19 protein-coding genes are annotated in these 21,549 nt (G+C 60.4%); 15 read left to right on the forward strand and 4 right to left on the reverse strand.

Going from position 1 to position 21,549, the window contains the following annotated elements:
- Nucleotides 1-566: 566 nt before the first annotated feature.
- From AB0313_RS20145 to AB0313_RS20155, 3 genes are all read left to right on the forward strand, one after another.
- Nucleotides 567-1,331, forward strand: a complete 765-nt coding sequence (locus AB0313_RS20145; protein ID WP_366307873.1) for an SDR family NAD(P)-dependent oxidoreductase — start codon at nucleotides 567-569, stop codon at nucleotides 1,329-1,331.
- A 269-nt stretch (nucleotides 1,332-1,600) separates the two neighbouring features.
- Entirely contained in the window at nucleotides 1,601-1,984 is a 384-nt protein-coding gene (locus AB0313_RS20150; protein WP_366307875.1) for a hypothetical protein, read from the forward strand.
- 34 nt (nucleotides 1,985-2,018) lie between these two features.
- On the forward strand, nucleotides 2,019-2,816 hold the full coding sequence (locus tag AB0313_RS20155) for an SDR family oxidoreductase (protein ID WP_366307877.1): 798 nt from the start codon (nucleotides 2,019-2,021) through the stop codon (nucleotides 2,814-2,816).
- Nucleotides 2,817-2,879: 63 nt separating this feature from the next.
- Here AB0313_RS20155 and AB0313_RS20160 read toward each other — a convergent pair whose 3' ends face one another.
- On the reverse strand, nucleotides 2,880-3,758 hold the full coding sequence (locus AB0313_RS20160; RefSeq protein ID WP_366307879.1) for an acyl-CoA thioesterase domain-containing protein: 879 nt from the start codon (nucleotides 3,756-3,758) through the stop codon (nucleotides 2,880-2,882).
- A 4-nt stretch (nucleotides 3,759-3,762) separates the two neighbouring features.
- Nucleotides 3,763-4,938, reverse strand: coding sequence for a CaiB/BaiF CoA-transferase family protein (locus tag AB0313_RS20165; RefSeq protein ID WP_366307881.1), 1,176 nt, complete (start codon nucleotides 4,936-4,938; stop codon nucleotides 3,763-3,765).
- 148 nt (nucleotides 4,939-5,086) lie between these two features.
- On the opposite strand from AB0313_RS20165, the gene AB0313_RS20170 reads away from it, so the two are divergent.
- The 9 genes from AB0313_RS20170 to panB all read left to right on the forward strand — a co-directional run bounded on the left by AB0313_RS20170 (nucleotide 5,087) and on the right by panB (nucleotide 14,822).
- Nucleotides 5,087-5,986 carry a CoA ester lyase gene (locus AB0313_RS20170; protein WP_366307882.1) on the forward strand — a complete coding sequence of 300 codons (900 nt, stop codon included), beginning with the start codon at nucleotides 5,087-5,089 and terminating at the stop codon, nucleotides 5,984-5,986.
- 39 nt (nucleotides 5,987-6,025) lie between these two features.
- Entirely contained in the window at nucleotides 6,026-6,499 is a 474-nt protein-coding gene (locus tag AB0313_RS20175) for a MaoC family dehydratase (RefSeq protein ID WP_366307884.1), read from the forward strand.
- A gap of 6 nt (nucleotides 6,500-6,505) precedes the next feature.
- Complete coding sequence (locus AB0313_RS20180; protein WP_366307886.1) at nucleotides 6,506-8,494, forward strand: AMP-binding protein; 1,989 nt, start codon at nucleotides 6,506-6,508, stop codon at nucleotides 8,492-8,494.
- A 12-nt stretch (nucleotides 8,495-8,506) separates the two neighbouring features.
- Nucleotides 8,507-9,673 (forward strand): acyl-CoA dehydrogenase family protein, encoded by a 1,167-nt coding sequence (locus AB0313_RS20185; RefSeq protein ID WP_366307888.1) that lies wholly within the window; start codon nucleotides 8,507-8,509, stop codon nucleotides 9,671-9,673.
- A gap of 12 nt (nucleotides 9,674-9,685) precedes the next feature.
- Nucleotides 9,686-10,429 (forward strand): 3-oxoacyl-ACP reductase FabG, encoded by a 744-nt coding sequence (fabG, locus tag AB0313_RS20190; RefSeq protein WP_366307890.1) that lies wholly within the window; start codon nucleotides 9,686-9,688, stop codon nucleotides 10,427-10,429.
- 32 nt (nucleotides 10,430-10,461) lie between these two features.
- Nucleotides 10,462-11,682, forward strand: a complete 1,221-nt coding sequence (locus AB0313_RS20195; protein WP_366307892.1) for an acetyl-CoA C-acetyltransferase — start codon at nucleotides 10,462-10,464, stop codon at nucleotides 11,680-11,682.
- A gap of 45 nt (nucleotides 11,683-11,727) precedes the next feature.
- Nucleotides 11,728-13,164 carry an MmgE/PrpD family protein gene (locus AB0313_RS20200; RefSeq protein WP_366307894.1) on the forward strand — a complete coding sequence of 479 codons (1,437 nt, stop codon included), beginning with the start codon at nucleotides 11,728-11,730 and terminating at the stop codon, nucleotides 13,162-13,164.
- 113 nt (nucleotides 13,165-13,277) lie between these two features.
- A complete protein-coding gene (locus tag AB0313_RS20205) occupies nucleotides 13,278-13,775 on the forward strand; it encodes a nuclear transport factor 2 family protein (RefSeq protein ID WP_366307896.1) in 498 nt (165 codons plus the stop codon).
- A 198-nt stretch (nucleotides 13,776-13,973) separates the two neighbouring features.
- Entirely contained in the window at nucleotides 13,974-14,822 is an 849-nt protein-coding gene (gene panB, locus AB0313_RS20210) for a 3-methyl-2-oxobutanoate hydroxymethyltransferase (RefSeq protein WP_366307898.1), read from the forward strand.
- Between the two features lie 237 nt (nucleotides 14,823-15,059).
- On the opposite strand, the gene AB0313_RS20215 is transcribed toward panB, so the two are convergent.
- Nucleotides 15,060-16,472 carry an MFS transporter gene (locus AB0313_RS20215; protein ID WP_366307900.1) on the reverse strand — a complete coding sequence of 471 codons (1,413 nt, stop codon included), beginning with the start codon at nucleotides 16,470-16,472 and terminating at the stop codon, nucleotides 15,060-15,062.
- 262 nt (nucleotides 16,473-16,734) lie between these two features.
- Nucleotides 16,735-17,934, reverse strand: a complete 1,200-nt coding sequence (locus AB0313_RS20220; protein WP_366307902.1) for an acyl-CoA dehydrogenase family protein — start codon at nucleotides 17,932-17,934, stop codon at nucleotides 16,735-16,737.
- 72 nt (nucleotides 17,935-18,006) lie between these two features.
- Here AB0313_RS20220 and AB0313_RS20225 point away from each other — a divergent pair, with 72 nt between their 5' ends.
- From AB0313_RS20225 to AB0313_RS20235, 3 genes are read left to right on the forward strand one after another with little or no spacing between them, the layout of a single operon-like run.
- Nucleotides 18,007-19,182: a CaiB/BaiF CoA-transferase family protein gene (locus tag AB0313_RS20225; RefSeq protein WP_366307904.1), complete on the forward strand. Its 1,176-nt coding sequence runs from the start codon at nucleotides 18,007-18,009 to the stop codon at nucleotides 19,180-19,182.
- 37 nt (nucleotides 19,183-19,219) lie between these two features.
- Complete coding sequence (locus tag AB0313_RS20230; protein ID WP_366307906.1) at nucleotides 19,220-20,029, forward strand: enoyl-CoA hydratase/isomerase family protein; 810 nt, start codon at nucleotides 19,220-19,222, stop codon at nucleotides 20,027-20,029.
- Entirely contained in the window at nucleotides 20,026-21,420 is a 1,395-nt protein-coding gene (locus tag AB0313_RS20235) for a CoA-binding protein (RefSeq protein WP_366307908.1), read from the forward strand. The genes AB0313_RS20230 and AB0313_RS20235 overlap by 4 nt, the downstream gene beginning before the upstream one ends.
- Nucleotides 21,421-21,549: the final 129 nt, after the last annotated feature.

Consider the following 21,549-nt stretch of genomic DNA (forward strand, 5'->3'; position numbering starts at 1 on the left):
GTGATGGTGCTGATCCATCGGTTCGTTCCTTTCATGCGGAGCAGCGCCTATGCTGCCCGCTGGCTTGGCCAGACACCGCGGAGGCGGACGCCCAGCTCTGACCTCTATTAGATGAGAAAACTTGCTCTTACGAGTCGTCCTGAGTGGGCCACACCAAGGCAGACCTCGAAAATCGGGCCTCGGGGTCGCCGAGGAGCGCCAAGGACGCCCGCCGACCACAAGCGGTCCACTAGAGTGACCAGCATCATATACTTAATATGATGTGTCAAGCGTCACCTCAAAGGGCTGTGACCTTTCGCCGACACGACGCGGCCCCGCCGATCGCCTTCCGGGCAGGTTCTCGCGGCCGGCCAGTACTTCGCGCTCCTGTAGAAGTCTTTTGTCCCGAGCTTCATTACGGCTGCGAAAGTTCCCGGGCACCACTGAGGGCATGGTGCAAAACTGAAACGTGCTGCTAGTCCGAGTAATATGCGTATGACATACTTTATTTAATATAGAAAACTACAGCTGTGGCACCGCAATAAGTCGGGACTGCTGCATTACTCCACTACGAGAGGAAGCACGATATGGCCAAGCGGATGAGTGGCAAGACCGCAATAATTACGGGCGCTGGTTCGGGAATGGGTCGGGCAATTGCAAAGCGTTTCGCGCAAGAGGGCGCAAGGGTGGCGGCATTTGACATAGCCGAAGAGGGTGTCCGCGAGACGGTTTCCGAAATTCTGGCCAGCGGCGGTGAGGCAAAGAGCTATCGGGGAGACGTCTCAGACTCAGAGTCAGTAGGCAACCTCGTCGAATCAGCGATGGCAGACTTCGGGCAGTTGACCACGCTCGTGAACAGCGCCGGAATCTTTGATCTCAACGCAAAGCTACTAGAGACAGACGAGGCCTTGTGGGATCGCATTATGGCTGTAGATCTGAAGGGCATGTATCTCATCACAAGAGCGGCGCTCCCATACCTGAGGGCTAGCGGCAACGCGGCAATCGTGAACATAGCCTCTGTTGCCGGACTTGTCGCGCATTCTGGCGGCCTAGCCTATACCGCTGCGAAACACGGTGTAATTGGACTCACCAAGTCGATCGCGGCCGACTATGGTCCAGAAGTGCGCTGCAACGCGGTCTTACCTGGTCTGGTGCGGACACAAATGACGGATTACTTGCTTGAGGGTGGCAATGAGGCCGAGGCGATGCAAAAAAGGAGCGCGCAGCTGCCAGTTGGGCGGTCGGCAGCCCCCGAGGAGCTGGCCAACGCCGTCCTGTTTCTGGCCTCTGATGAGGCCTCGTTCGTCTACGGCGCCCAACTCGTGGTCGACGGCGGCCGAACAATTCTCTAGAAGGACAACACCGGATACGAACGTTTGCAACTCTAGGCTTGCGCTTTCGCCGCTGTCCAACTTGTGCTCTCGTCATGCTGTGCGTCGGCGGTTTCCTTGCGCCGAATGCTACGGCGTTCTACTCCGCGTACTTCTTGGACAGCCTTCCTGGTTCGGGATTGGACGTTGGGTACGCCACACTTGTGGTCTTTTTTGTGGGATGGATGGGGATCTCGGCCCGTCTACTCCTTGGGGGCCTCGCGGACAGTCTCCCCAATCCGGCAGTGCACTTGAAATTGATCGCGGTGATCATGCTGGTCGCGGCGATGGGCATGGTCGGACTCGCGTTCGGGTCCGGCCCCGTACTGCTTACGACTTCGACGGTCGGCAGCTTAGGCATCGGCTGGGCGTGGCCGGGGCTTATCCACCACGTCGCGTTCGAACTGTTCCCGAAGTCCCGCGCGCTCCCGACGAGCTACATGCAGACCCAACTACGTCGGCACGGTAACGGGCTCGCTGCTGTTTGGTTTAATCGCTCAGCGCATCTCGTTTACCGCAGCATGGATGTTTCCGATCGCTTCTGCGTTCATCGCTGTGGTCTTTGTGTTACTCACGGCTCGAGAGACGGGAAAAATGCGCGGCGCGGGCGAAGAAACTTTGAAGATGAACGATGAAATTATGGACCGATCCGAAGAGGAGAAAGAGTAGATGACAGTAGATGAGACCAGGGTGGCCGACGATCTCTTCGGGGTTGCCGGCAAGGTAGTGCTGGTGACGGGCGGCAGTCGGGGAATTGGCGAGGCCATCGCTGAAGGGTTCGTAAAGGCCGGAGCGCGTGTCTATATCTGCGGGCGCAAGGCCGATGCGTGCGAGGCAACGGCGAAGCGCCTCTCCGATTACGGGGAATGCTACCCGGTCCCGGCCGACCTGAGTTCCGTCGAGGCCTGCAGGGAACTGGCCGAGAAACTTGCCCGGCGCGAGACCCGCGTCGACGTGGTGGTCAACAACGCGGGTACTTTGTGGGCGGCCGGAATCGACGAATATCCCGAGTCAGGCTGGGACAAGGCCTTCGATCTGAATGTGAAGGGCCCATTTTTCCTCGCACAGGCTCTGCTGCCGCTGCTGAGGAAGAGCGGCACCCGCGAGGATCCGGCACGCATTATCAACATCGGGTCCATCGACGCCTTTCACATCCCACGTCATGAGACCTATGCATACACTTCATCGAAAGCGGCAGTGCATCAGCTTAGTCTCCACCTTGCGCATCGGTTGGCGGCCGAGCGCATCACGGTGAACGTCATCGCACCTGGCATGTTCTTCAGCAAGATGATGGAGGCTACCGTCGAGAAAGAGGGGGCCGACACGGTCCTGGGCTCGGTGCCGCTTCGCCGGTTTGTTGAGGCCTCGGATATGGCAGGAACGGCGATTTATCTTGCGTCGCGTGCGGCTGCATTCGTGACCGGCGTGGTGATTCCGGTTGACGGAGGGTACGCGACGACGCTCTGAGCGCGTGAGCTCGGGTGGATCGATGTGGCGCACTCGATCCACCCAGCCAACGGCAGCGTGCAGTCAGGCTGCGCGACCGGTCGGTCGGCGCAGCAGTCCCTCCTGGCTCGCAGAGGCGACCAGCCTTCCGTCGATTGCGAAGATCCGGGCCGTTGCGTGTGCGCGCGCTCTGCCCGCCCAGGCGGAGCCTTGGTCGAAGAGCAGCCAATCATCCGCCCGGGTGGGCTCATGCAGCCAGAGCCCGTGGTTCAAGCTGGCCCGTGGGTTGTTGTCGGTGGTCACGAACGTGCCGTGGGGGATTAGGGCGGAGACGATCAAGGCGACATCGCTGAGATACGTGATGAGTGTGCGGTGAAGCGCCGGATCGTCGGACAATGGCTGATTGATGCGCATCCAAATCCGTTGCTTAGTGGGAACGTTGGTGCGCAGCGTTCCGTCAGGAGCAATTGCCCCGCCGGCATAGCGGAACTCCACCATGGGCCACTCCGTGGACCACATGTCGCTGCCGGTATGCCCCGCCCAGTCGATCGCTTGGCCCAGCGTCAGGCAACAATCGGGGGGAGGTACGTCAGGCAGAGACGCCTGATGCATGTAGCCGGTTTCTGGGACGTGGAATGACACTGTTCCGTCAAGAAGCGGTCGGGAGCCCTGGTGAAGGGCGACGCGGCGCGTGCTGAATGATTTGCCGTCGCGGAGGGTCTCGACTGAGGCTATGGCCGGCTCATCAGCGCGACCAGCTGATAGGAATGTGGCAAAAATGGCGTGGGGAAGCCGCGACGGGTCGTCGAGTTCCTGTTCTGCGGCGACGAGGGCCTGCGCGAGGTATTGCCCCCCATAGGTCTTTGCCAGCAGGCTCCGCTTCGGTGCCGGGGCGTCATAAAAGCCATCCGACCGGCGCTCCAGGTTGAATAGAGACAGTAACTCCGCAACGTTCGACGGCATGGGATCACGCTCCTTGGAACAGCACGCCGACCGAGATCAGTCGGTCGATTACGTCGGAGCTCAGTGCCTCACTGGCGACGTCGATGGTGTGCTCGCCGACCCTAGGCGCGGCCTTATCTCGGCGAGGGCGCTCCCCGTTAAAACGCCACGGTGGGCGCATGAGTGAGAGACCGTCGCGCTCGGGTTCGTAAAGGTCCAGCCATTCGAGCTGCTCTGAATCACGAAGCATAGTGACGGTGTTTACTGGCGCGAATGGCACGTCGTAGGCGATGAGCCGTTTAGTCCATTCGTCGGCGCTGCGCTGCCGAAACTCTTCGATGACGATCGGTTCGAGTTCAGAGTAGTGCGCGACCCGATCGGTGTAATTGATGAAGCGAGGATCCTCAGCCAGTTCAGGGCGCTCGATTGCGTCGAGCAGTGCCCGCCAGAACTTCTGCGAAGAGGAAAGGTGAAGGGTAATCGACTCTCCAGAGGCGGTCTTCAGGCAGAAGTTCTGGGCCTGCGGGTGCCGGCTTTGACGAGAGGGGTCTTTCTTACCGTCCTCGAAGAACTGCGTGGTTGAATCGACCATTAGGGTGCTCGCCGCCTCAACGAGCGACGTCTGCATATGGACGCCAGTACCGCTGATGTCCTTGCCGATCAGTGCGGCGAGAATGCCCGCGGCGGTCGACAGACCGGTGACCATGTCGCCCAGGCACGTGCCGGTGAGCTGGGGCTTCCCGTCGTCCCCGAGCACCGCGACGAGACCGCCGAAGGACTGTCCGATCATGTCGTACGCTGGACGCTGCGCCCATGGGCCTCCCTCGCCGAAGCCAGTGACCGAAGCGTAGACCAGATCCCCCTTGATTGCAGTGAGGGCGTCCCTGCCCAGCCCCAATGACGCCATCTTGCCCGGTCGAAGGTTCTCTATGACAACGTCGAATCCCGGTACGAGCGCTTTGATGAGGTCAATTCCCTCTGGGGCCTTGAGATCTACTGCCAGGCTCCGCTTGCCCGCGTTGTACTGCACAAAGTATGGACTCGCATCATTCATGCCGCGCCGGAAATCCTCGCCCACAACTGGTCGCTCGACCTTCACGACGTCGGCACCGAGCGAGGCGAGAAGGGAGGCTGCGTAGGGTGAGGCGATGTAACCGCCAAACTCGAGCACTCGGATACCTAGTAGGGGCTTGTTCTCCATTGAAACCTCTCACGATGCTTGAACGTAAACCTGATGGCACAATCATATATAAAATATCTCGCAGCCGAGCCGTACCTTTCGTTATTTTAGTATAATATATTGTGCATTAGATATGTCAGGGTGCGGCGTTCCTACTGAAGGAGGATGTATGAAACCAATTCGATCCCTGTTGTTCGTTCCTGGCCACCGAAGCTCCTGGGTCGAGAAGGGGATAGCGAGTGGCGCCGATGGCCTGATCTTGGATCTCGAAGACTCAGTGCCCAGCGACCTCAAAGTGGATGCGCGACACCAGGTCGCCCATTCGATCAGGCGGGTTCGAGAATCGGGCTCCGACATTGCGCTGTACGTGCGGGTCAACGCACTCGACACCAGAATGGCTGGCGATGATATAGCGGCAGTGGCGATCCCTGGGCTCACCGGTCTGAGCCTCCCGAAGACGTACGGACGCGACGACATCATCCGCTTCGAAGCACTCACCGACCACTTCGAGGCGAGGAACGGAGTGGATACGGGAACCATTGAGTTCATTATCAACCTCGAGACGGCTGAAGCCTATGCGGCCTGCGACGAGTTGGCGAAGGCCTCGACCCGCGTTGCAACCCTTTTTGCAGGGGTTGCACGCGACGCTGACGTGTCGCGCTCCATCGGCTTCCAGTTCACGCCGGGGGGCCAGGAGACGCTCTACCTGCGCAGCAAGGCGTTGTTGGCGGCGCGTGCGGCAGGACTCGAATTTCCGCTCGTTGGGCTGTGGCAGGATCTCGCCGACTCCGAGGGCGCGCGGGCTTTCGCGCAACAAAACCGTGAGATGGGATTCAGGGGACAAGTGTTGATCCATCCCTCGCACGTCGCTCTGGCGAACGACATTTACAGCCCGTCGCAGTTCGAGGTCGATTTTTACTCAGGCATGGTAGCGGCGTTCGACGCCGCCGTGGTAGAGGGTAAGGCCGCAGTGCTCTACGAGGGCATGCACATCGATTACGCCCACGTCAAGACCGCTAAAGAAGTGCTCGCCTACAGTGCCGTACTCGCATCACGAGTCGCTTCCTAAACCGCATTTCTTCATCTTCCGCCGAAAGGAAACCCACCCATGGCTGGCCTCTACTTCGAAGAATTCGAACCGGGAATGGTCGTCGAGCACGGGACGCGTCGCACCGTCACCGAGACCGACAACGTGCTGTTCTGCTCGATGACCCTCAACCTGGCCCCGTTGCATATCGACGCGGAATACGCGAAAGACACAATTTACGGGCAGCGGCTCGTGAATAGCCTCTTCATCCTCGGGCTGGTCACAGGGATCACCGTTCCCGATACGACGCAGGGTACAACGCTCGCCAACCTCGGTTTCCAGGAGGTCACCTTCCCGAAACCGGTGTTCCACGGCGACACGATCCGGGTGCGCACCGATGTACTCAGCAAGCGCGAGTCGAAGAGTCGGGACGACTCCGGCATCGTTTACTTCCGCCACCTGGGTATCAACCAGCGCGAGGAGGTCGTCTGTGATGCTCACCGGGCAGGTCTCATGCTCAAGCGCCCTGTCGAACACACGGTCAGGGAGGCTTAGCACACCATGACATCAGATACGCAGGAAGCGGGCGCGGGGCGGCTGTTCGGCGCTTCTCCGGACGCCGCCTGGCGGCCGGGCCCGGAGGTACGTGAGCGCAGTCGGCTGCTTCGCGCGATGGAGCAATGGGGGATCCAGGATCTCGAGCAATTGCACGCCCGCTCAATCGCCGACCCTGAATGGTTTTGGCGAGCGGCGGCCGAGGATCTGCGCGTCGATTTCGAGAAACCATTCAGCCGCGTGATCGACACCAGCGACGGTTTCGAGTTTCCGCGCTGGTTCGTCGGCGGCGAGCTCAATGCGGCATGGCTGTGCTCTCATCGGCACGCGAAGGGGCCGATCAGGCAGCAGCCCGCGGTGGTGTATGAGGGGGATACCGGACAGCATCGCTCGGTGAGCTTTGAGGAGCTCGATCGCGAAGTGCGGCGTTTCGCCGCCAATCTCAGCGGCATGGGGGTAGTGCGAGGCGACCGGGTCGTGCTCTTCCTGCCGGTCGTTCCGGAGGCGGTGATCGCATTCCTCGCCTGTGCGATGATCGGGGCGATCGTCGTGCCGGCGTTTACGGGCTTCGGGCCCGAGGCACTCTCGATGAGGCTCATCGACGCGGGCGCGAAAGTGCTGGTGACGGCGGACAGCACGACACGGCGCGGCAAGCCGGTACCGATGAAATCGACAGCCGATGAGGCGCTTCAGGGTGTCGACAGCATCGAACAGGTGGTTGTGGTCCGCCATCTCAACGACGGGGTGGCGATGAAACCGGGCCGGGACGTGTTCTGGGACGAGCTACCGACGGATCCAACGCCGGTCGAGACCGCGGCGATGGAGTCGAACGATCCACTCACCATCATCTACACCTCGGGCACCACCGGTGCGCCGAAAGGTATTCTGCACTCCCATGCGGGTTTCTCGCTGAAGGCCGCCATCGATTTCGCCTATGGCTTCGATATCCGGGAAGGCGACGTCATCGCATGGATCGCCGACATGGGCTGGATGCTCGGACCGCTGCTGATCATGGGCGGTCTGCAGCTTGGCGCCACGATCGTGCTTACCGAGGGCGTTCCAACCTACCCGACCCCCTCCAGGCTATGGGAGATCGCGGAGAGGAACCGGGTCACATTCCAAGGCATCGCGCCCACCGCTGCCCGGGCCGTCATGGCTGGCGGTGAGCCGATCAAGCAGGATCTGAGTTCGGTTCGCAGCTTCGCGTCGACGGGGGAAGCCTGGGACGAACCGACCTGGAACTGGCTGTTCCACGAAGTGGGCGGATCGGTGCGCCCAATCGTGAACTACAGCGGGGGCACGGAGACCGGCGGCGGCATCCTCGTGAGCTATCCCTTCATGGACAGCGACGCTGCCGGGTTCAACGGCCCCCTTCCGGGCATGGACGTCGTCGTTCTCGACGAGCGCGGAGAGCCGGTCCATGGCGTCGTGGGCGAGCTGTGTGTACGCAATACCTGGCCAGGAATGACCAATGCGTTCTGGCACGACCGGAAACGTTATCTCAAGACCTACTGGGATCGCTGGCCGAACACCTGGGTACACGGGGATCTGGCGAGCGTCGACCGGTACGGTGCCTGGCGGGTGCACGGGCGCTCAGACGACACCCTGAAGGTGTCGGGTCGTCGCGTCGGCCCTGCTGAGATCGAGGCGGGACTACTCAGAGACCGCAGGATCGTCGAAGCGGCCGCGATTGGGGTGCCGGATCCGGACCGCGGTCAGCGCGTTGTCGCGTTTGTGGTGCTCCGCGATGATCCTGAGAGCCGCGCTGCCGAGTTCGACGAGCTTTACGCGACGGCAGTGCACAACGTCGGCAAATCTTTTGCACCCAAGCTCGAGATCGTCAAGTCTCTGCCCAAGACGAAGAACGGCAAGATCATGCGACGTGCGATCCGGGCACAGCATCTCGGCTTGGAAGCGGGGGACATGTCATCTCTTGACCCGGCTACTCCCCTTGAAGACATCCCAACACTGCAGACTGAAAATGAAGAGATCTAGGAGCGACAACCCATGACTGACACGACGACCGAGGTGGACCTCCAGGACGTACGGATGGCATCGCGCGAACTTGCACGGAAGTTCGATGATAATTACTGGCTGGAGAAAGACCGGAAGAAGGAATATCCCTGGGAATTCGTGAATGCCTTCGCGGAAGCCGGATGGATGGGCGTGATGGTTCCCGAGGAGTATGGGGGCCTGGGACTTGGTCTGCAGGCGGCCGGTGTAATGCTGTCCGAGGTCGCGGCCTCGGGCGCCGGCACCGGAGGCGCATCGGCGATTCACTTCTACATCTTCCCGCCGGGACCTATCATCCATCACGGTTCGGAGGAGATGAAGCGGAAGTATCTCCCGGACCTAGCGGCCGGAAAGCTGCTAATGGCGTTCGGCGTCACGGAGCCGAATGCCGGCGTCGACACTTCCCGCATCACCACTCGCGCGGAGAAGACCGAGAACGGCTGGGTGATCAACGGTCACAAGATCTGGATTACCAACGCTCAGAATGCGAGCCGGATCCTGCTGCTCGCCCGAACCTCCCCGCGCAACGACGAACGTCCGTTCGACGGTATGACTCTGTTCTTCACCGATCTGAACCGCGACCGCATCGAGGTGCGCGAAATCGAGAAGCTTGGCAGGGCGACGATTGACTCTAACGAACTCTTCATCGATAACCTTGAGGTCGGCGAAGACGAGGTCATCGGCGAGGTCGGTAAGGGCTTCAAGTATCTGCTCTCCGGTCTAAACCCCGAGCGTATAGTCGTAGGCATGGAGCAGCTCGGTCTCGGCCGCGCAGCGCTGGACCGGGCAGTGAAGTACGCCAATGAGCGCATCATCTTCGATCGGCCTATCGGCAAAAACCAAGCCATAGCGCACCCGCTCGCCGACTCGTGGATCCGCCTACACGCCGCCGAGCTCGTATCGATGAACGCCGCGAAGCTCTTCGACGAGGGGAAGCCCTGCGGCCCTGAGGCGAATGCGGCCAAATTCCTGGGGAGCGAGGCCGGATTCGAGGCCTGCGACCGCGCCCTGCAGACCCTCGGTGGTTACTCATACGCGAAGGAGTACCACGTCGAGCGGTACTGGCGCGAGTCGCGCTTGCTGAAGATCGCCCCGGTATCGCAGGAGATGGTGCTCAATTTCATCTCCACCAAGGTTCTCGGTCTGCCCCGGTCGTATTAGGAGATGACGAAGATGGCTTTGCTCGCCGGAAAGACCGCAATCGTTACCGGTGGAGCTCAGGGGATCGGCTTTGCGATCGTGAAAAGGCTTCTCGACGAGGGTGCCAATGTAGTCGTCGCCGATATCGATGAGGAGAAGGCGACCCAGGCGCTCCGACCGCTCTTGGAACGGGGTCTTCCCGTCCTTGTCCAGCGGTGCAACGTGGCGGCCGAGGCCGACCACGCCGCACTCGTTGAAACGGGGGTGGAGCGGTTCGGCCGAATTGATGCGCTTGTCAACAACGCAGGTGTGACCAGGGACGGGTACATCAGCAAGCTTGCCGAGAGCGACTTCGACCTGGTGCTCGACATCAACCTTAAGGGGGCATGGCTCGGGACCCGCGCTGTCGCGCCGCTTTTCCGCGCGCAGCGGGGCGGGGCGATCGTCAACGTCTCCTCACTCTCCGGCAAGATCGGGAACCCCGGCCAGACCAATTACAGCGCGGCGAAGGCTGGCTTGATCGGCCTCACGAAGGCCGCAGCGAAAGAGCTCGGGCCGTCGGGGGTGCGCGTGAATGCCGTCCAACCCGGGCTAATCCGGAGCGCGATGACGCTGGCAATGAAACCGGAAATCTTCGCAGCAAAGGAAGCAGAGGTGCCGATGGGACGTGCTGGCACCCCCGAGGAGGTCGCCAATGCGACCCTTTTCCTCGTCTCCCCGCTGGCGTCGTACATCAACGGGGCAGTGCTCGAGGTCAGTGGCGGGCGCGGTATCTAAACATCTAATTTTCCGGAAGGAACGGAGCTGAAATGAAGGAATCTCTGCGCGATGCTGTGATTTGCGAGCCAGTGCGAACGGCTGTTGGTGGGTACGGTGGGCAGTTCCGCACTCTTCTCGCGGCCGAGCTCGCGTCGACCGTGGTGAAAGAACTGGTGTCCCGGACGGGAGTGCAGGGTACGGACATCGACGACGTGATCTTCGGACAATGCTATCCAAACGGCGAGGCGCCTGCGATCGGCCGTGTTGCAGCGCTCGACGCGGGCCTGCCGGTCGCCGTTCCCGGCATCCAGATCGACAGGCGCTGCGGGTCGGGCCTGCAGGCAGTGATCGACGCTGCCATGCGGATCCAGACCGGGGTGGCGGATCTCGTCATCTCAGGCGGAGCCGAAAGCATGAGCCAGGCCGAGCACTACATCCTAGGCGGGCGCTGGGGCCTACGCGGCGAGCTCACACCGATGCATGACCGTATCGGTCGCGGTCGGGTGACTTCGGGCGGTAAGTTCTACCCGGTTGACGGCGGCATGATCGAGACTGCCGAGAACCTGCGTCGGGAGTATGGAATTAGCCGTCAGGCGCAGGATGAGTTTTCGTTACGTTCACATGAACGCGCTATCGCGGCACAGCGCGAGGGGCGGTTCGCCGATGAGATTGTGCCGGTCACGGTGTCGAGCCGGAAGGGCGATGTCATGTTCGATGCTGACGAGCACCCGCGGGCCGATGCCTCGCTTGAGACGCTCGGTGGCCTGCGTCCGATCCGTCAGAAGTTGGATTCCGAGGCCACCGTCACTGCGGGGAACGCGAGTGGGCAGAACGATGGCGCCGCGGCCTGCATTGTTACCACTCGCGAGAAAGCCGAGCAACTGGGTTTGCGTCCGCTCGCACGTCTCGTGACGTGGGGGGTAGCCGGTGTCGAGCCCAATCGCATGGGGTTCGGGCCGGTGCCCTCTACCGAAGTCGCGTTGAAGCGGGCAGACCTGACCTTCGCCGACATGGACCTCATCGAGCTCAACGAGGCGTTCGCTGCCCAGGCATTGGCCTGTACCGCAGCGTGGGGCTTCGGCGAGGCCGATTTCGAGCGGTTAAATGTTAATGGGTCCGGTATTTCGCTCGGGCACCCTGTAGGGGCGACCGGGGTTCGTATCCTGGCCACGATGTTGAGGGAGCTCGAACGGCGCGAGGGGCGCTATGCCCTTGAAACGATGTGTATCGGCGGCGGCCAGGGCCTGACGGCGATTTTCGAGCGCATCTGAGTCTGCGCAAAATCAGTTCAGTAGCAATGGAGCGAGGAAACTGTAATGAGTGAGAAACTGACCGAGAAGCTCGGGCGATTTGCCGAGGAAGCCAGCTTCGAGTCGCTGCCGGCGGAGGTGGTTGAGGAATCGAAGCGAACGCTCCTCGACACGATCGGCTGCGCTCTCGGCGGCACCCACGGGGCAAAGGGCAAAGCCGGCGTGGAACTTGGGCTCGTCACGGGTGGAACCGATGGCCCTGCCACAATAATCGGTACTCCGCACCGGACTTCCGTTGTAGGCGCAGCCTTCGCAAATGGCGAGCTGATTAATGACCTGGATTTTGATGCGGTGCTGCCGCCCGGGCATGTTTCGCCGTACGTCGTTCCGGGGATCCTTTCGATTGGCGAGGCCAGCCGGGCGAGCGGCCGGGAAATCATTCGGGCACTCGCAGTGTCTCATGAAATCTCGTTCCGCTTCGGCAAGTCCATGGACTCCACGCGAGATCACAAGAGCGGAGCGACCTCGCACGCGAAGGTGATCGGGTACAGTGCTACGGTGTTCGGTGCCGCGGCAGCGGCCAGCATGCTGCTCGGAGCAAAGCAAGGCGAGATCGCCCACGCGCTCGCCATCGCTGCCTCCACCAGCCCGGTAAATGCTCATAAGGCTTGGATGACGGAAACCCCAGCTTCTACGATCAAGTACCTCGTGGCTGGCTCGCTTGCTGAGTCGGGCATCAATGCTGCATACATGGCGAGGCTCGGTCACCACGGCGCGTTGCAGGTACTCGACGACACGGATTTCGGATACCCGGTCTTCATCGGCACGGATCGCTGGATTCCGCAGAACATCGCCAATGGCGTAGGCGGGAAAGCCTGGGGTTGGCCGAATGAGAACTCCATCAAGCCGTACCCGCACTGCCGTATTCTCCATGCCCCACTTCACGCGCTCATTGAACTCGTCACAGAAAACGACATAAAGCCAGAGGAAATCGACGCGATCCGGGCTTGGGGTGAGGCCTGGGTCATGCAGGGCGTCTGGCTCGACAACCGCGTGGAGTCCGCCTACGAGGCGCAGATGAGCATGGCGAACGGTCTTTCTGTGGGCGCGCACCGCATCGCCCCTGGAGCGGCCTGGCAAGATCCCGCGCTGTATCGAGGTGAATCGGTACTGAAGCTGATGGAGAAGGTGGACTACCAGCCGCATCCTGACTACGTCGAGGAGATCAAGAAGAATCCCTCGGCACGACCGTCGCGCATCGAGATCGATGCCCGTGGTGCCACGTTCGTGGCGGAGCGAATGTTCCCGAAGGGCGTGGCCTCGCCGGATCCCACAACGTTCATGACTAATGACGAGTTGGTGGAGAAATTCCACGTGAACGCCGAGGGCGTCATCCCGCGCAGCGCAGCCGACCAGGTGGTGGAGGCCGTGCTGGGACTTGAGCTCGAGGACGACTTCTCCCGCGTGATGCACCTCCTCGCGAATTCGGCCGAAACGGCATGATTGCCGTGCCCGCCGCGGGCATCCGGCAGCGCCATGCCGCACGACTCATAGCGCTCCGAGACATGAAGCCGCAGACGAACCGCTCCGGCCTGAAAACGAATTGAGAGGCGAAGATGGACGACCTGACGAGATTAGTCATCGAGAATGAGTGCAAGAAGCTCATGACGCTCTACTGCTGGCACATCGATCACCTGGATCCAGCGGCGTTTGCGGAGCTCTTCGCGGAGGACGCGGAGTACAAGCCTTCGGTCGAGCCTAAGCCGATCGTGGGACAGGGCTCGATCCGGCGCTGGGCAGAGGCCTACCCGAAGCGGTTCCTATCGCGCCACGTCTCGACGAACCAGTTCGTGGAGGTTGTCGACGAGAACCATGCTAGGGGCGTCTCGTATGCAATCGTTTGGCGGGATTCGGAACCGGCCGACGATGCCGTGTCCGCAAACGTAACGCCACGCAGCTTGGTCGAATACGTGGATACGTTCCGCCGTACCCCAGGCGGCTGGCGCTTCGCCACGCGCTACTACCGCATGCTTTTCCTTCAGGAGGATGCTGCGCAGCGCCCGGAACGATGGACCGGGTTCCCCGCTACATCGGGAAGTCTGAGAGTTATCTGATGGATCCTGGAATCCATGGAAAGCTGCCGTCGTAATTCGCGACTGCGAAGGGCGAGATCTCGCGTTCACGGGCACTGGCCCTGGAGGGCACAGATCCGATGTTCGGCTACTAGACCCCTGGCCGCATAATCTCGCAGGCATGTCGTATGTGCAGGACGCCCCAATCGTTTCGGCACGTAAATAAGGAGAAGCCCTACCTTGGATACACACAACAGCCTAGTTTTTGCAGATGCATCCGCTGCACGAAAGATCGCGACAAAGATTCGCACGCACCATCTTCAAGAAGCAAAAAACAAGGGTGAACATTTCGCTATGCTCACCGCCTACGAACAGTACACGGCAGAGATCTTCGACCAGGCCGGCATTGAAGTGTTGCTGGTCGGCGACTCCGCCTCCAATAACGTGTTCGGCAATGACACCAGCCTGCCGGTGACTGTGAATGAGCTGCTTCCCTTGTGCCGCGCCGTTGCGCGCTCTGCTAAGCGGGCGCTCGTGGTTGCAGACCTTCCTTTCGGCAGTTACGAAGTTTCGGCCGAGCAGGCAGTTGCAACAGGTGTCCGGTTCATGAAAGAGGGGTTGGCAAATGCCGTAAAAATTGAGGGGGGAAAGTTCTATGCCCCCACCGTTCGTGCAATGGTTCAAGCGGGAATCCCCGTTATGGCCCACATCGGCTTTACCCCACAAAGCGAACACGCCTTGGGCGGCTATCGGGTGCAAGGCCGTGGCGACGACGCCCACCGTCTCCTTGACGATGCCGTCGCGCTGGTCGACGCCGGTGCCTTCAGCATCTTAATGGAAATGGTGCCCGCGGAAACAGCAGCGTTTGTCGATGCGGCAGTCTCCGTTCCAACGGTGGGCATTGGAGCTGGGAAGGCAACCACAGGCCAAGTCCTCGTCTGGCAGGACATGGCCGGACTGCGTGGTGGCAAGTTGGCCAGGTTCGTCAAGAAATACGCTGACCTTCGCGCGACACTCAGCGAAGCTGCAATTATGTTCGGGGACGATGTCCGCAGCGGCCAGTTTCCCGGTCCGGAGCACTTCTTTTAGTCATCGCCCACTCGCCTTCCCCCTTTTCATGGCCGGCTGGTCCTATGAATCACATGGTTGCGAGCATCGGACACCTCCCGAAGCAGCCTCCTCTTACCCCGGACGCCGGCCCGCGCCAATAATGTTCTCCTTGTCTGGGTGCCACCTCCACGAGCCCATTCCATGAATTGCTACGTGGCCGGACGGGTCGGATACGCGAACACGAGAGCTCAGCGACGTAAAGGCGTGGGCCAGACGTTAACGCAGGGCATTTCCACGTGGCATACCCATGGTCCGGCGAAATCGGGTCATGGAGTGAATAACTAATGAGACGAACACTGTCGCGCAGAGGACGGCTCCCATTCCGAGGGTCGTAGTGATTCCAGCACCAGTTGGGTGAGAGTCCGGTGCACTATAGGCAGCGAGAACAGCCCCAGAAACAGCTGTGCCGAACGAGCTTCCTACCGTTCGCAAGACCTGGTTGAAGCTCACCGAACTGCCCAGTTCCGCGGTAGCCACTCTGCGGGCGATCAGCGCTGGCATGGCGGCATAACTTGTGCCCATACCGCAGCCGAACACCAACATCCCGATCAGGATCTCCCACAGTTCATCATGTGCGAGCCACAGCAACATTCCGGCTGCCGCTATCAAGCCCGAGCCGACTGGTAGTAAGGCACCCAAAGGGATTCGGCGCGACAATAGGCGTACGAGCCGGTTGGCGCAGAAACTTCCCACCGAGAGCGGGAACATCACAAAACCGGCCCAAAAGACCGGCAGTGCGAGACCGTATCCGGTGGAGGCAGGGGCCTGAGCAACAAGGCCGGAAATCGAGAGCCCGATATACATTGCGGCCCCCAAGCTAATTGCCGTGCTGTTCGCCAGCAGAACTTCCCTTTTCCTGAGGACCCGCAGATTGATTAGCGGATGCCGTATCCGTAGTTGACCTCGGACCCAGCATGTGAGAATGACTGTCGCGAAAATCATGGTACCCGCGGTCCAGGGCGATCCCCATCCCCAGTTCGGCCCTTCGCTGACCGCCAGGAGGAGGGCTCCCAGACCGATTGCAAATCTGCTCGTGCCTTGGTAGTCAAACGGCATTAGGGGGGACTGTTCATCCGGCCCCGAGGGCACAACGCGGAAGACGACAATAATGGCCGTCGTTACAAACAACGCCGCAAACCAGAATGCGAACCTGAAGTCAAAAAGACCCGCGAGGATTCCCGTCAGCGGGTACCCAATTCCAATCCCCGTTGTTACGGTCACCGACAGGCGTGAGATCGAAAATTGCATCTTGTTGGCAGCGGCGTAGCGACGAGCAAGAGCGATCGTCACCGGGACGATTCCGTACGTCAGGCCCTGCAGCGCCCGTCCAACCAGGAACACGCTGAAGTTGGGTGCGGCTGCCGCGATTATCGACCCAGCCAGAATGATCACAAGTGCCAACAGAAGGAGTCTTTTCTTGTGGGGTCCATCGCTGAGCCTTCCCATGACTGGGGTCGCCACCGCACCAACCAGGAGGTTGACGGTGAGCATCCACTGCGCCGTACCGACGGGAACCTCCATCTCACGAGAGATTGTTGGTACTAACAGCATTCCCAAAGAACTAACAACCGCCGTGCACAGCGCTGCATACACCAAGGCCGGCATCAAGCGCAGGTAGGGTTCAGTCACCTCATGCCTCGGATCCAAGCCTTCGTGTGAATGTAGAAAGGCGCTTCGAGATTGTTAAGAACGCCCAGCATCAAGCGTTGCCCCTTCGATTCCTGTATGTCGGCTTGCGTTCCTCAACGCTCTCCGGGTCGTGATAACCGTAGCGTGCGACAGTTTCATGTCGTCCTTTGGAACTTTTCCGAGGACCATCGCAAAACGGTAGCACCCCACAAAATAGACCAACACAGCAGCGTAGAGTTGCAGGCCGCACTCCGCGGTCCTCTTACATCTTGACCTTGTATTCTTTAAGGAGGCTGCGACCGATGATCATTTTCTGGATGTCCGAGGTTCCCTCGCCGATGAGCATGAAGGCGGCCTCTCGGTAGAGACGTTCAATTTCGAACTCTTTCGAGTAGCCATAGCCGCCATGGATTCGGAAAGACGCCTCGACGACTTCCTTGCAGTATTCGCTGGCCAGCATCTTTGCCATGCCGGCTTCGACGTCATTCCGCTCACCCGAATCTTTCTTGCGGGCAGCGCGCACTACCATGGCATTGGCCGCCTCCACCTTGGTGGCCATTTCGGCCAAGCGGAACAGGACTGCCTGATGCTCGGCAATTTTCTTGCCGAATGTCTCCCGCTGCTGAGCGTAGTTTACGGCGAGTTCGAAAGCCCTGTTCGCGATGCCGACTGCACGTGCTGCAACGTTAACGCGGCCAACTTCGACGCCGTCCATCATTTGGTAGAAACCGCTGCCCGGGGTGCCGCCTAAGATCTGGTCCGCTTCGACCCGGTGCTGGTCCAGGTACATCTCCGTGGTCTCGACGCCCTTGTAGCCCATCTTGTCGATCTTTCCCGGGACAGTGATGCCCTGGGCGGTTTCCCCAAATCCGGCTTCCTTCTCGACTAGGAAAGTCGTCAGGTTGCGGTATACGCTCTCGGCACCTTCGTCGGTTTTGGCAAGCACCGCAACGAGCGTCGAAGTGGCACCGTTGGTGAGCCACATCTTTTGACCAGTGATCTCGTAAGAGCCATCGCCCATCTGCCTGGCCTTAGTCGCGACCGCCGAGACATCGGACCCCAGTCCGGGTTCGGACATCGAGAAGGCGCCGCGTATCTCGCCCCTGGCCATGCCGGGCAGGTATTTTTGCTTTTGCTCGTCTGTCCCGTGCTGCATGAGCATGTAGGCCACGATGAAGTGGGTGTTAATAACGCCCGAGACGCTCATCCAGCCGCGTGCAATCTCTTCGACCACCAGCGCATATGTAAGCAACGATTCGCCGAGCCCACCGTATTCTTCGGGGATAGTCAGACCGAAGATGCCAAGGTCTTTTAGTCCCTCCACGATCTCCGTAGGGTACTCGTCCTTGTGTTCAAGCTCGGTGGCGACCGGGAGAATCTCCCGCTCGACGAACTGCCGGACCGTCTTCAGGATTTCTTCCTGGAAATCGGTCAGTCCTTCCGTGGTCACGAGACGTCCCATAATGGCTCACGCTTCCTATTCGTGTCAGTTTAAGAGCTAAAATCTCCCTGTTACCTATCCACAATATACTATATGTTAAGTAGGGGCGTTGATGCTGCGACGAAGACGAGTAAACGGGAGGCTGCTTTGAGCGGACCGCTAACAGGCGTGCGTGCGGTGGCTCTTGCCGGGATGGGTCCTACTCCCTTCGCGTCCATGCTCTTAGCCGACATGGGAGCCGACGTGGTGAGGATTTGCCGACCCTCAGGGCGGGCAAGGCAGTCCCAAACTCCAGCCGAGGAGATGCCAGCAGAAATGGACGTCGTGAACCGGGGCGCTGTATCCGTGGCGGTCGACCTCAAGGACCCTGCCGGTGTCGATAACGTCCTGAAACTTGTAAGGGGCGCAGATGTCTTCATCGAAGGTTTCCGTCCCGGAACTGCTGAACGTCTCGGTCTCAGCCCCGCTGTATTGCTCGCCCTACGGCCCAACCTGGTCTATGCGCGACTCACAGGCTATGGTCAGTCCGGGCCGTTGGCCCTCGAGGCGGGCCACGATCTTAACTATGTTGCCCAGTCCGGCCTGCTCAGTGCGCTGGGTAGGCGGGGCGAGGCGCCGCACCCGCCAATCAATCTCTTGGGTGATTACGCCGGTGGGGGAGCGATAGCCGCTTTCGGCATCGTTTGCGCGATCCTTGAGGCGCGAAGTTCCGGGCACGGCCAAGTAATTGACTCCGCCATGGCGGATGGTGTGGCACTGCTGACGTCAAAGATCCAGGGCATGCGCGCATCAGGGGTCTTCGGCAACAAACGGGGCACCAACTTCATCGACACCGGAGCGCCGTACTATGACACCTATCGGTGCGCGGACGGGAAATTCCTTGCTGTCGGCGCTATCGAACCGCACTTCTACAGTGAATTCATTTCCAAGTTGGGCTTGGATGCAAGCAGCTTGCCTGGGCAAGCCGACCGGGACTCCTGGCCCCAGTTGCGCGAAGCCATTGGGTCAGCTGTCGGCACCAAGACCCGGGACGAGTGGGCTGCCTTGTACGCTGGCACCGAAGCCTGCGTGACACCTGTTCTCACCTTTGATGAAGCCGCAGAGCAGCCACACAACGCCTCGCGCGGTATGTACCAGCGCATAGCAGGCGCACTGCACCCGGCCCCGTCACCCCGGTTCAGCCGCACTACCGCTCGCGCTCCCCAGGCCCCAACCACGGATTACATCGATCTCCCGGAGCTTCTCTTGCGCTGGGACGCGCAGCTATAAGCCATTACTCCGCAAGCACCAATCGAAAGGGACAATTATGATCGAGAAATATCAGGCGCAGTTCAAGCGGCTCAGTTTTGAATGCAACCAGAAGGGTGTGTTGGAGGTTATCTTCGACGGTCCCGGCCTGAATGCAGTGGATGAAGAAACCCACCAGGAGATTCCGCGTATATGGCCCGTCATTGATTCAGATCCGGAGGTGCGGGTCGTGCTAGTGCGAGGCGCTGGGCGTGCGTTCTCCGCCGGCGGGAGCTTCGACCTCATCGACAAGCAGATCGAGGATTACGGAACACGGGTTCGAATCATGCGTGAGTCGCGTGACCTCTTCTACAACATCATTAATTGCAACAAGCCGATCATCTCCGCCGTTCATGGCCCGGCGGTTGGCGCCGGCCTTGTTGTGGCGCTCATGGCAGATATTTCGATTGCGGCAAGGGACGCCCGCATCATCGACGGCCACACCCGGCTGGGAGTTGCGGCGGGCGATCATGCCGCCATGGTGTGGCCGCTGCTGTGCGGTATGGCAAAGGCCAAGTACTTACTGCTGACCTGCCACGAGATTTCCGGAGAGGCGGCCGAACGAGCCGGACTGGTGTCTGTCACTGTGGAGAGGGAAGACCTGCTGGATCATGCCCGGGGAATCGCGGGGGAGTTGAGCAACGGTGCCCAGGAAGCCATCCGTTGGACTAAGCACACACTTAACCAGTGGTACCGCCAGAATGCTCCCATCTTTGACGCGGGGCTAGGGCTCGAGTTCCTCGGCTTCGGAGGGCAGGATGTCGTTGAGGGCGTGGCTTCCCACCGAGAGCGCCGTACACCGCAGTTCAGCGGGGTCGTTACGTCATGACCAGTGCCGCCGATCTTTTTTTCCGCCCGCGGAGCGTCGTGGTCTACGGGGCGTCGTCCAACCCCGATAAACTGTCTGGGCGGCCGCTCGCCTACTTGTTGAAGTTTGGTTTTCCGGGCAAGGTGTATGCCGTTAACTCGCACCGCAATAAGGTCCAGGGTGTTGATGCCTACCAGGACATAGCCTCGGTTCCGGGGCCGGTAGACCTCGCAGTCATCGTGGTGCCCGCTGTCTCGGTGCTGGATGCGGTGCGGCGGTGCGCGGATTCGGGCGTGGGGGCGGCTACTATCTTCGCGTCCGGTTTCGCGGAAACCGGCGATACTGGCATGCCACTGCAGGAGGAAATTAGCCGCATTTCCCGGAGCAGCGGTATGCGTGTCCTGGGTCCGAACTGCTTGGGGACTTTCTCCGCACCAGACAAGGCTTTTGCAACCTTCTCCACCGCGTTCGATGATGAAAGTGAACGGCCCGATTCCCCTATCGCCTTGGTTTCACAATCCGGAGCGGTAGGAACTTTCACCTATACCACTATGAACTCATTAGGGCTCGGGGCCCGATTCTTTGCGAACACCGGCAACGAGTCTGACCTCACTTCAGTGGAGATACTCTCCGGCCTGGTGGAGAACCCAGCTGTGGACATTCTTATGGGCCACATCGAGGGTGCAAAGGATTTGGACGCGCTAACCGAGTTGGCCAAGGCGGCCAGTTCCAAGGATAAACCGCTCCTGCTGTTGAAGTCCGGCAGGACAACAGCTGGTGCCCGCGCGGTAGCGAAGCACACGGGGAGCATTGCCGGGGACGACGGCGCTTTTAACTCAGCGTTGGCCCCATACGGTGCCGTGCGTGTAGAAAGCCTGCAAGCGTGGTCTGACGCGGCGCTGGCGTTTTCCGACGGACGCCGCGCTGCCGGCAGGAGGCTGACCATTGTCACTTTGAGTGGTGGTGTGGGTGCTCTTGCCGCGGACCGCGCCGTCGAACTGGGACTTACCGTGGATACCTGGACGGATTCCCGCGATCGTAAGGAACTGGCTGCCGAGCTGCCGTCCTTCGCTTCTGTAGCCAACCCGATTGATATGACTGGTGCGATGATCAATGACCTTGATCTCTTGGACCGCGCCTTACGAGTGACCAGCGAGAATGCCGAGACCGATGCACTGATGCTCATTTTGGGCAATGCAGACAAGGGCGCCGAAGAAATCGTGAAGCGCTTGGTATCCGGATACAGGAGTACCACGAAGCCATTCGTCGTGGTGTGGACCGGAGGTTCGGGACGTCCGCTACAGAAACTGCTGAAGGCCGGCGTGCCTGCCTACGCCGAAGCGGATCGTGCCTTGGGCGCGTTGAGCAGAGTAGTGGAGTTCAGTCTGCGTCCAGTGCTCGCGGTAAATTAAGGGCAGGCGGCCTGACTGACATCGGCCTACCCCTGGGACTGCCGGTTTTGTTTACTCCTTGACTTAGCGAGCTTGTGCTCATGGAAGGATGTTGACCATGCCCACGGCTTCGGGCGGAGTTCCGCCAGG

This window comes from Pseudarthrobacter sp. NPDC080039, from assembly GCF_040702335.1.
GTDB lineage: Bacteria > Actinomycetota > Actinomycetes > Actinomycetales > Micrococcaceae > Arthrobacter > Arthrobacter enclensis_A.

What these genes read in the sequence shown, in the direction of transcription:
- fabG (WP_366307890.1), top strand. Translation starts at nt 9,686, where the DNA reads ATGGCTTTGCTCGCCGGAAAGACCGCAATCGTTACCGGTGGAGCTCAG.
- AB0313_RS20155 (WP_366307877.1), top strand. Translation starts at nt 2,019, where the DNA reads ATGACAGTAGATGAGACCAGGGTGGCCGACGATCTCTTCGGGGTTGCC.
- AB0313_RS20235 (WP_366307908.1), top strand. Translation starts at nt 20,026, where the DNA reads ATGACCAGTGCCGCCGATCTTTTTTTCCGCCCGCGGAGCGTCGTGGTC.
- AB0313_RS20230 (WP_366307906.1), top strand. Translation starts at nt 19,220, where the DNA reads ATGATCGAGAAATATCAGGCGCAGTTCAAGCGGCTCAGTTTTGAATGC.
- AB0313_RS20220 (WP_366307902.1), bottom strand. Translation starts at nt 17,934, where the DNA reads ATGGGACGTCTCGTGACCACGGAAGGACTGACCGATTTCCAGGAAGAA.
- AB0313_RS20200 (WP_366307894.1), top strand. Translation starts at nt 11,728, where the DNA reads ATGAGTGAGAAACTGACCGAGAAGCTCGGGCGATTTGCCGAGGAAGCC.
- AB0313_RS20170 (WP_366307882.1), top strand. Translation starts at nt 5,087, where the DNA reads ATGAAACCAATTCGATCCCTGTTGTTCGTTCCTGGCCACCGAAGCTCC.
- AB0313_RS20180 (WP_366307886.1), top strand. Translation starts at nt 6,506, where the DNA reads ATGACATCAGATACGCAGGAAGCGGGCGCGGGGCGGCTGTTCGGCGCT.
- AB0313_RS20205 (WP_366307896.1), top strand. Translation starts at nt 13,278, where the DNA reads ATGGACGACCTGACGAGATTAGTCATCGAGAATGAGTGCAAGAAGCTC.
- AB0313_RS20160 (WP_366307879.1), bottom strand. Translation starts at nt 3,758, where the DNA reads ATGCCGTCGAACGTTGCGGAGTTACTGTCTCTATTCAACCTGGAGCGC.
- AB0313_RS20185 (WP_366307888.1), top strand. Translation starts at nt 8,507, where the DNA reads ATGACTGACACGACGACCGAGGTGGACCTCCAGGACGTACGGATGGCA.
- AB0313_RS20225 (WP_366307904.1), top strand. Translation starts at nt 18,007, where the DNA reads ATGTTAAGTAGGGGCGTTGATGCTGCGACGAAGACGAGTAAACGGGAG.
- AB0313_RS20165 (WP_366307881.1), bottom strand. Translation starts at nt 4,938, where the DNA reads ATGGAGAACAAGCCCCTACTAGGTATCCGAGTGCTCGAGTTTGGCGGT.
- AB0313_RS20195 (WP_366307892.1), top strand. Translation starts at nt 10,462, where the DNA reads ATGAAGGAATCTCTGCGCGATGCTGTGATTTGCGAGCCAGTGCGAACG.
- AB0313_RS20145 (WP_366307873.1), top strand. Translation starts at nt 567, where the DNA reads ATGGCCAAGCGGATGAGTGGCAAGACCGCAATAATTACGGGCGCTGGT.
- AB0313_RS20175 (WP_366307884.1), top strand. Translation starts at nt 6,026, where the DNA reads ATGGCTGGCCTCTACTTCGAAGAATTCGAACCGGGAATGGTCGTCGAG.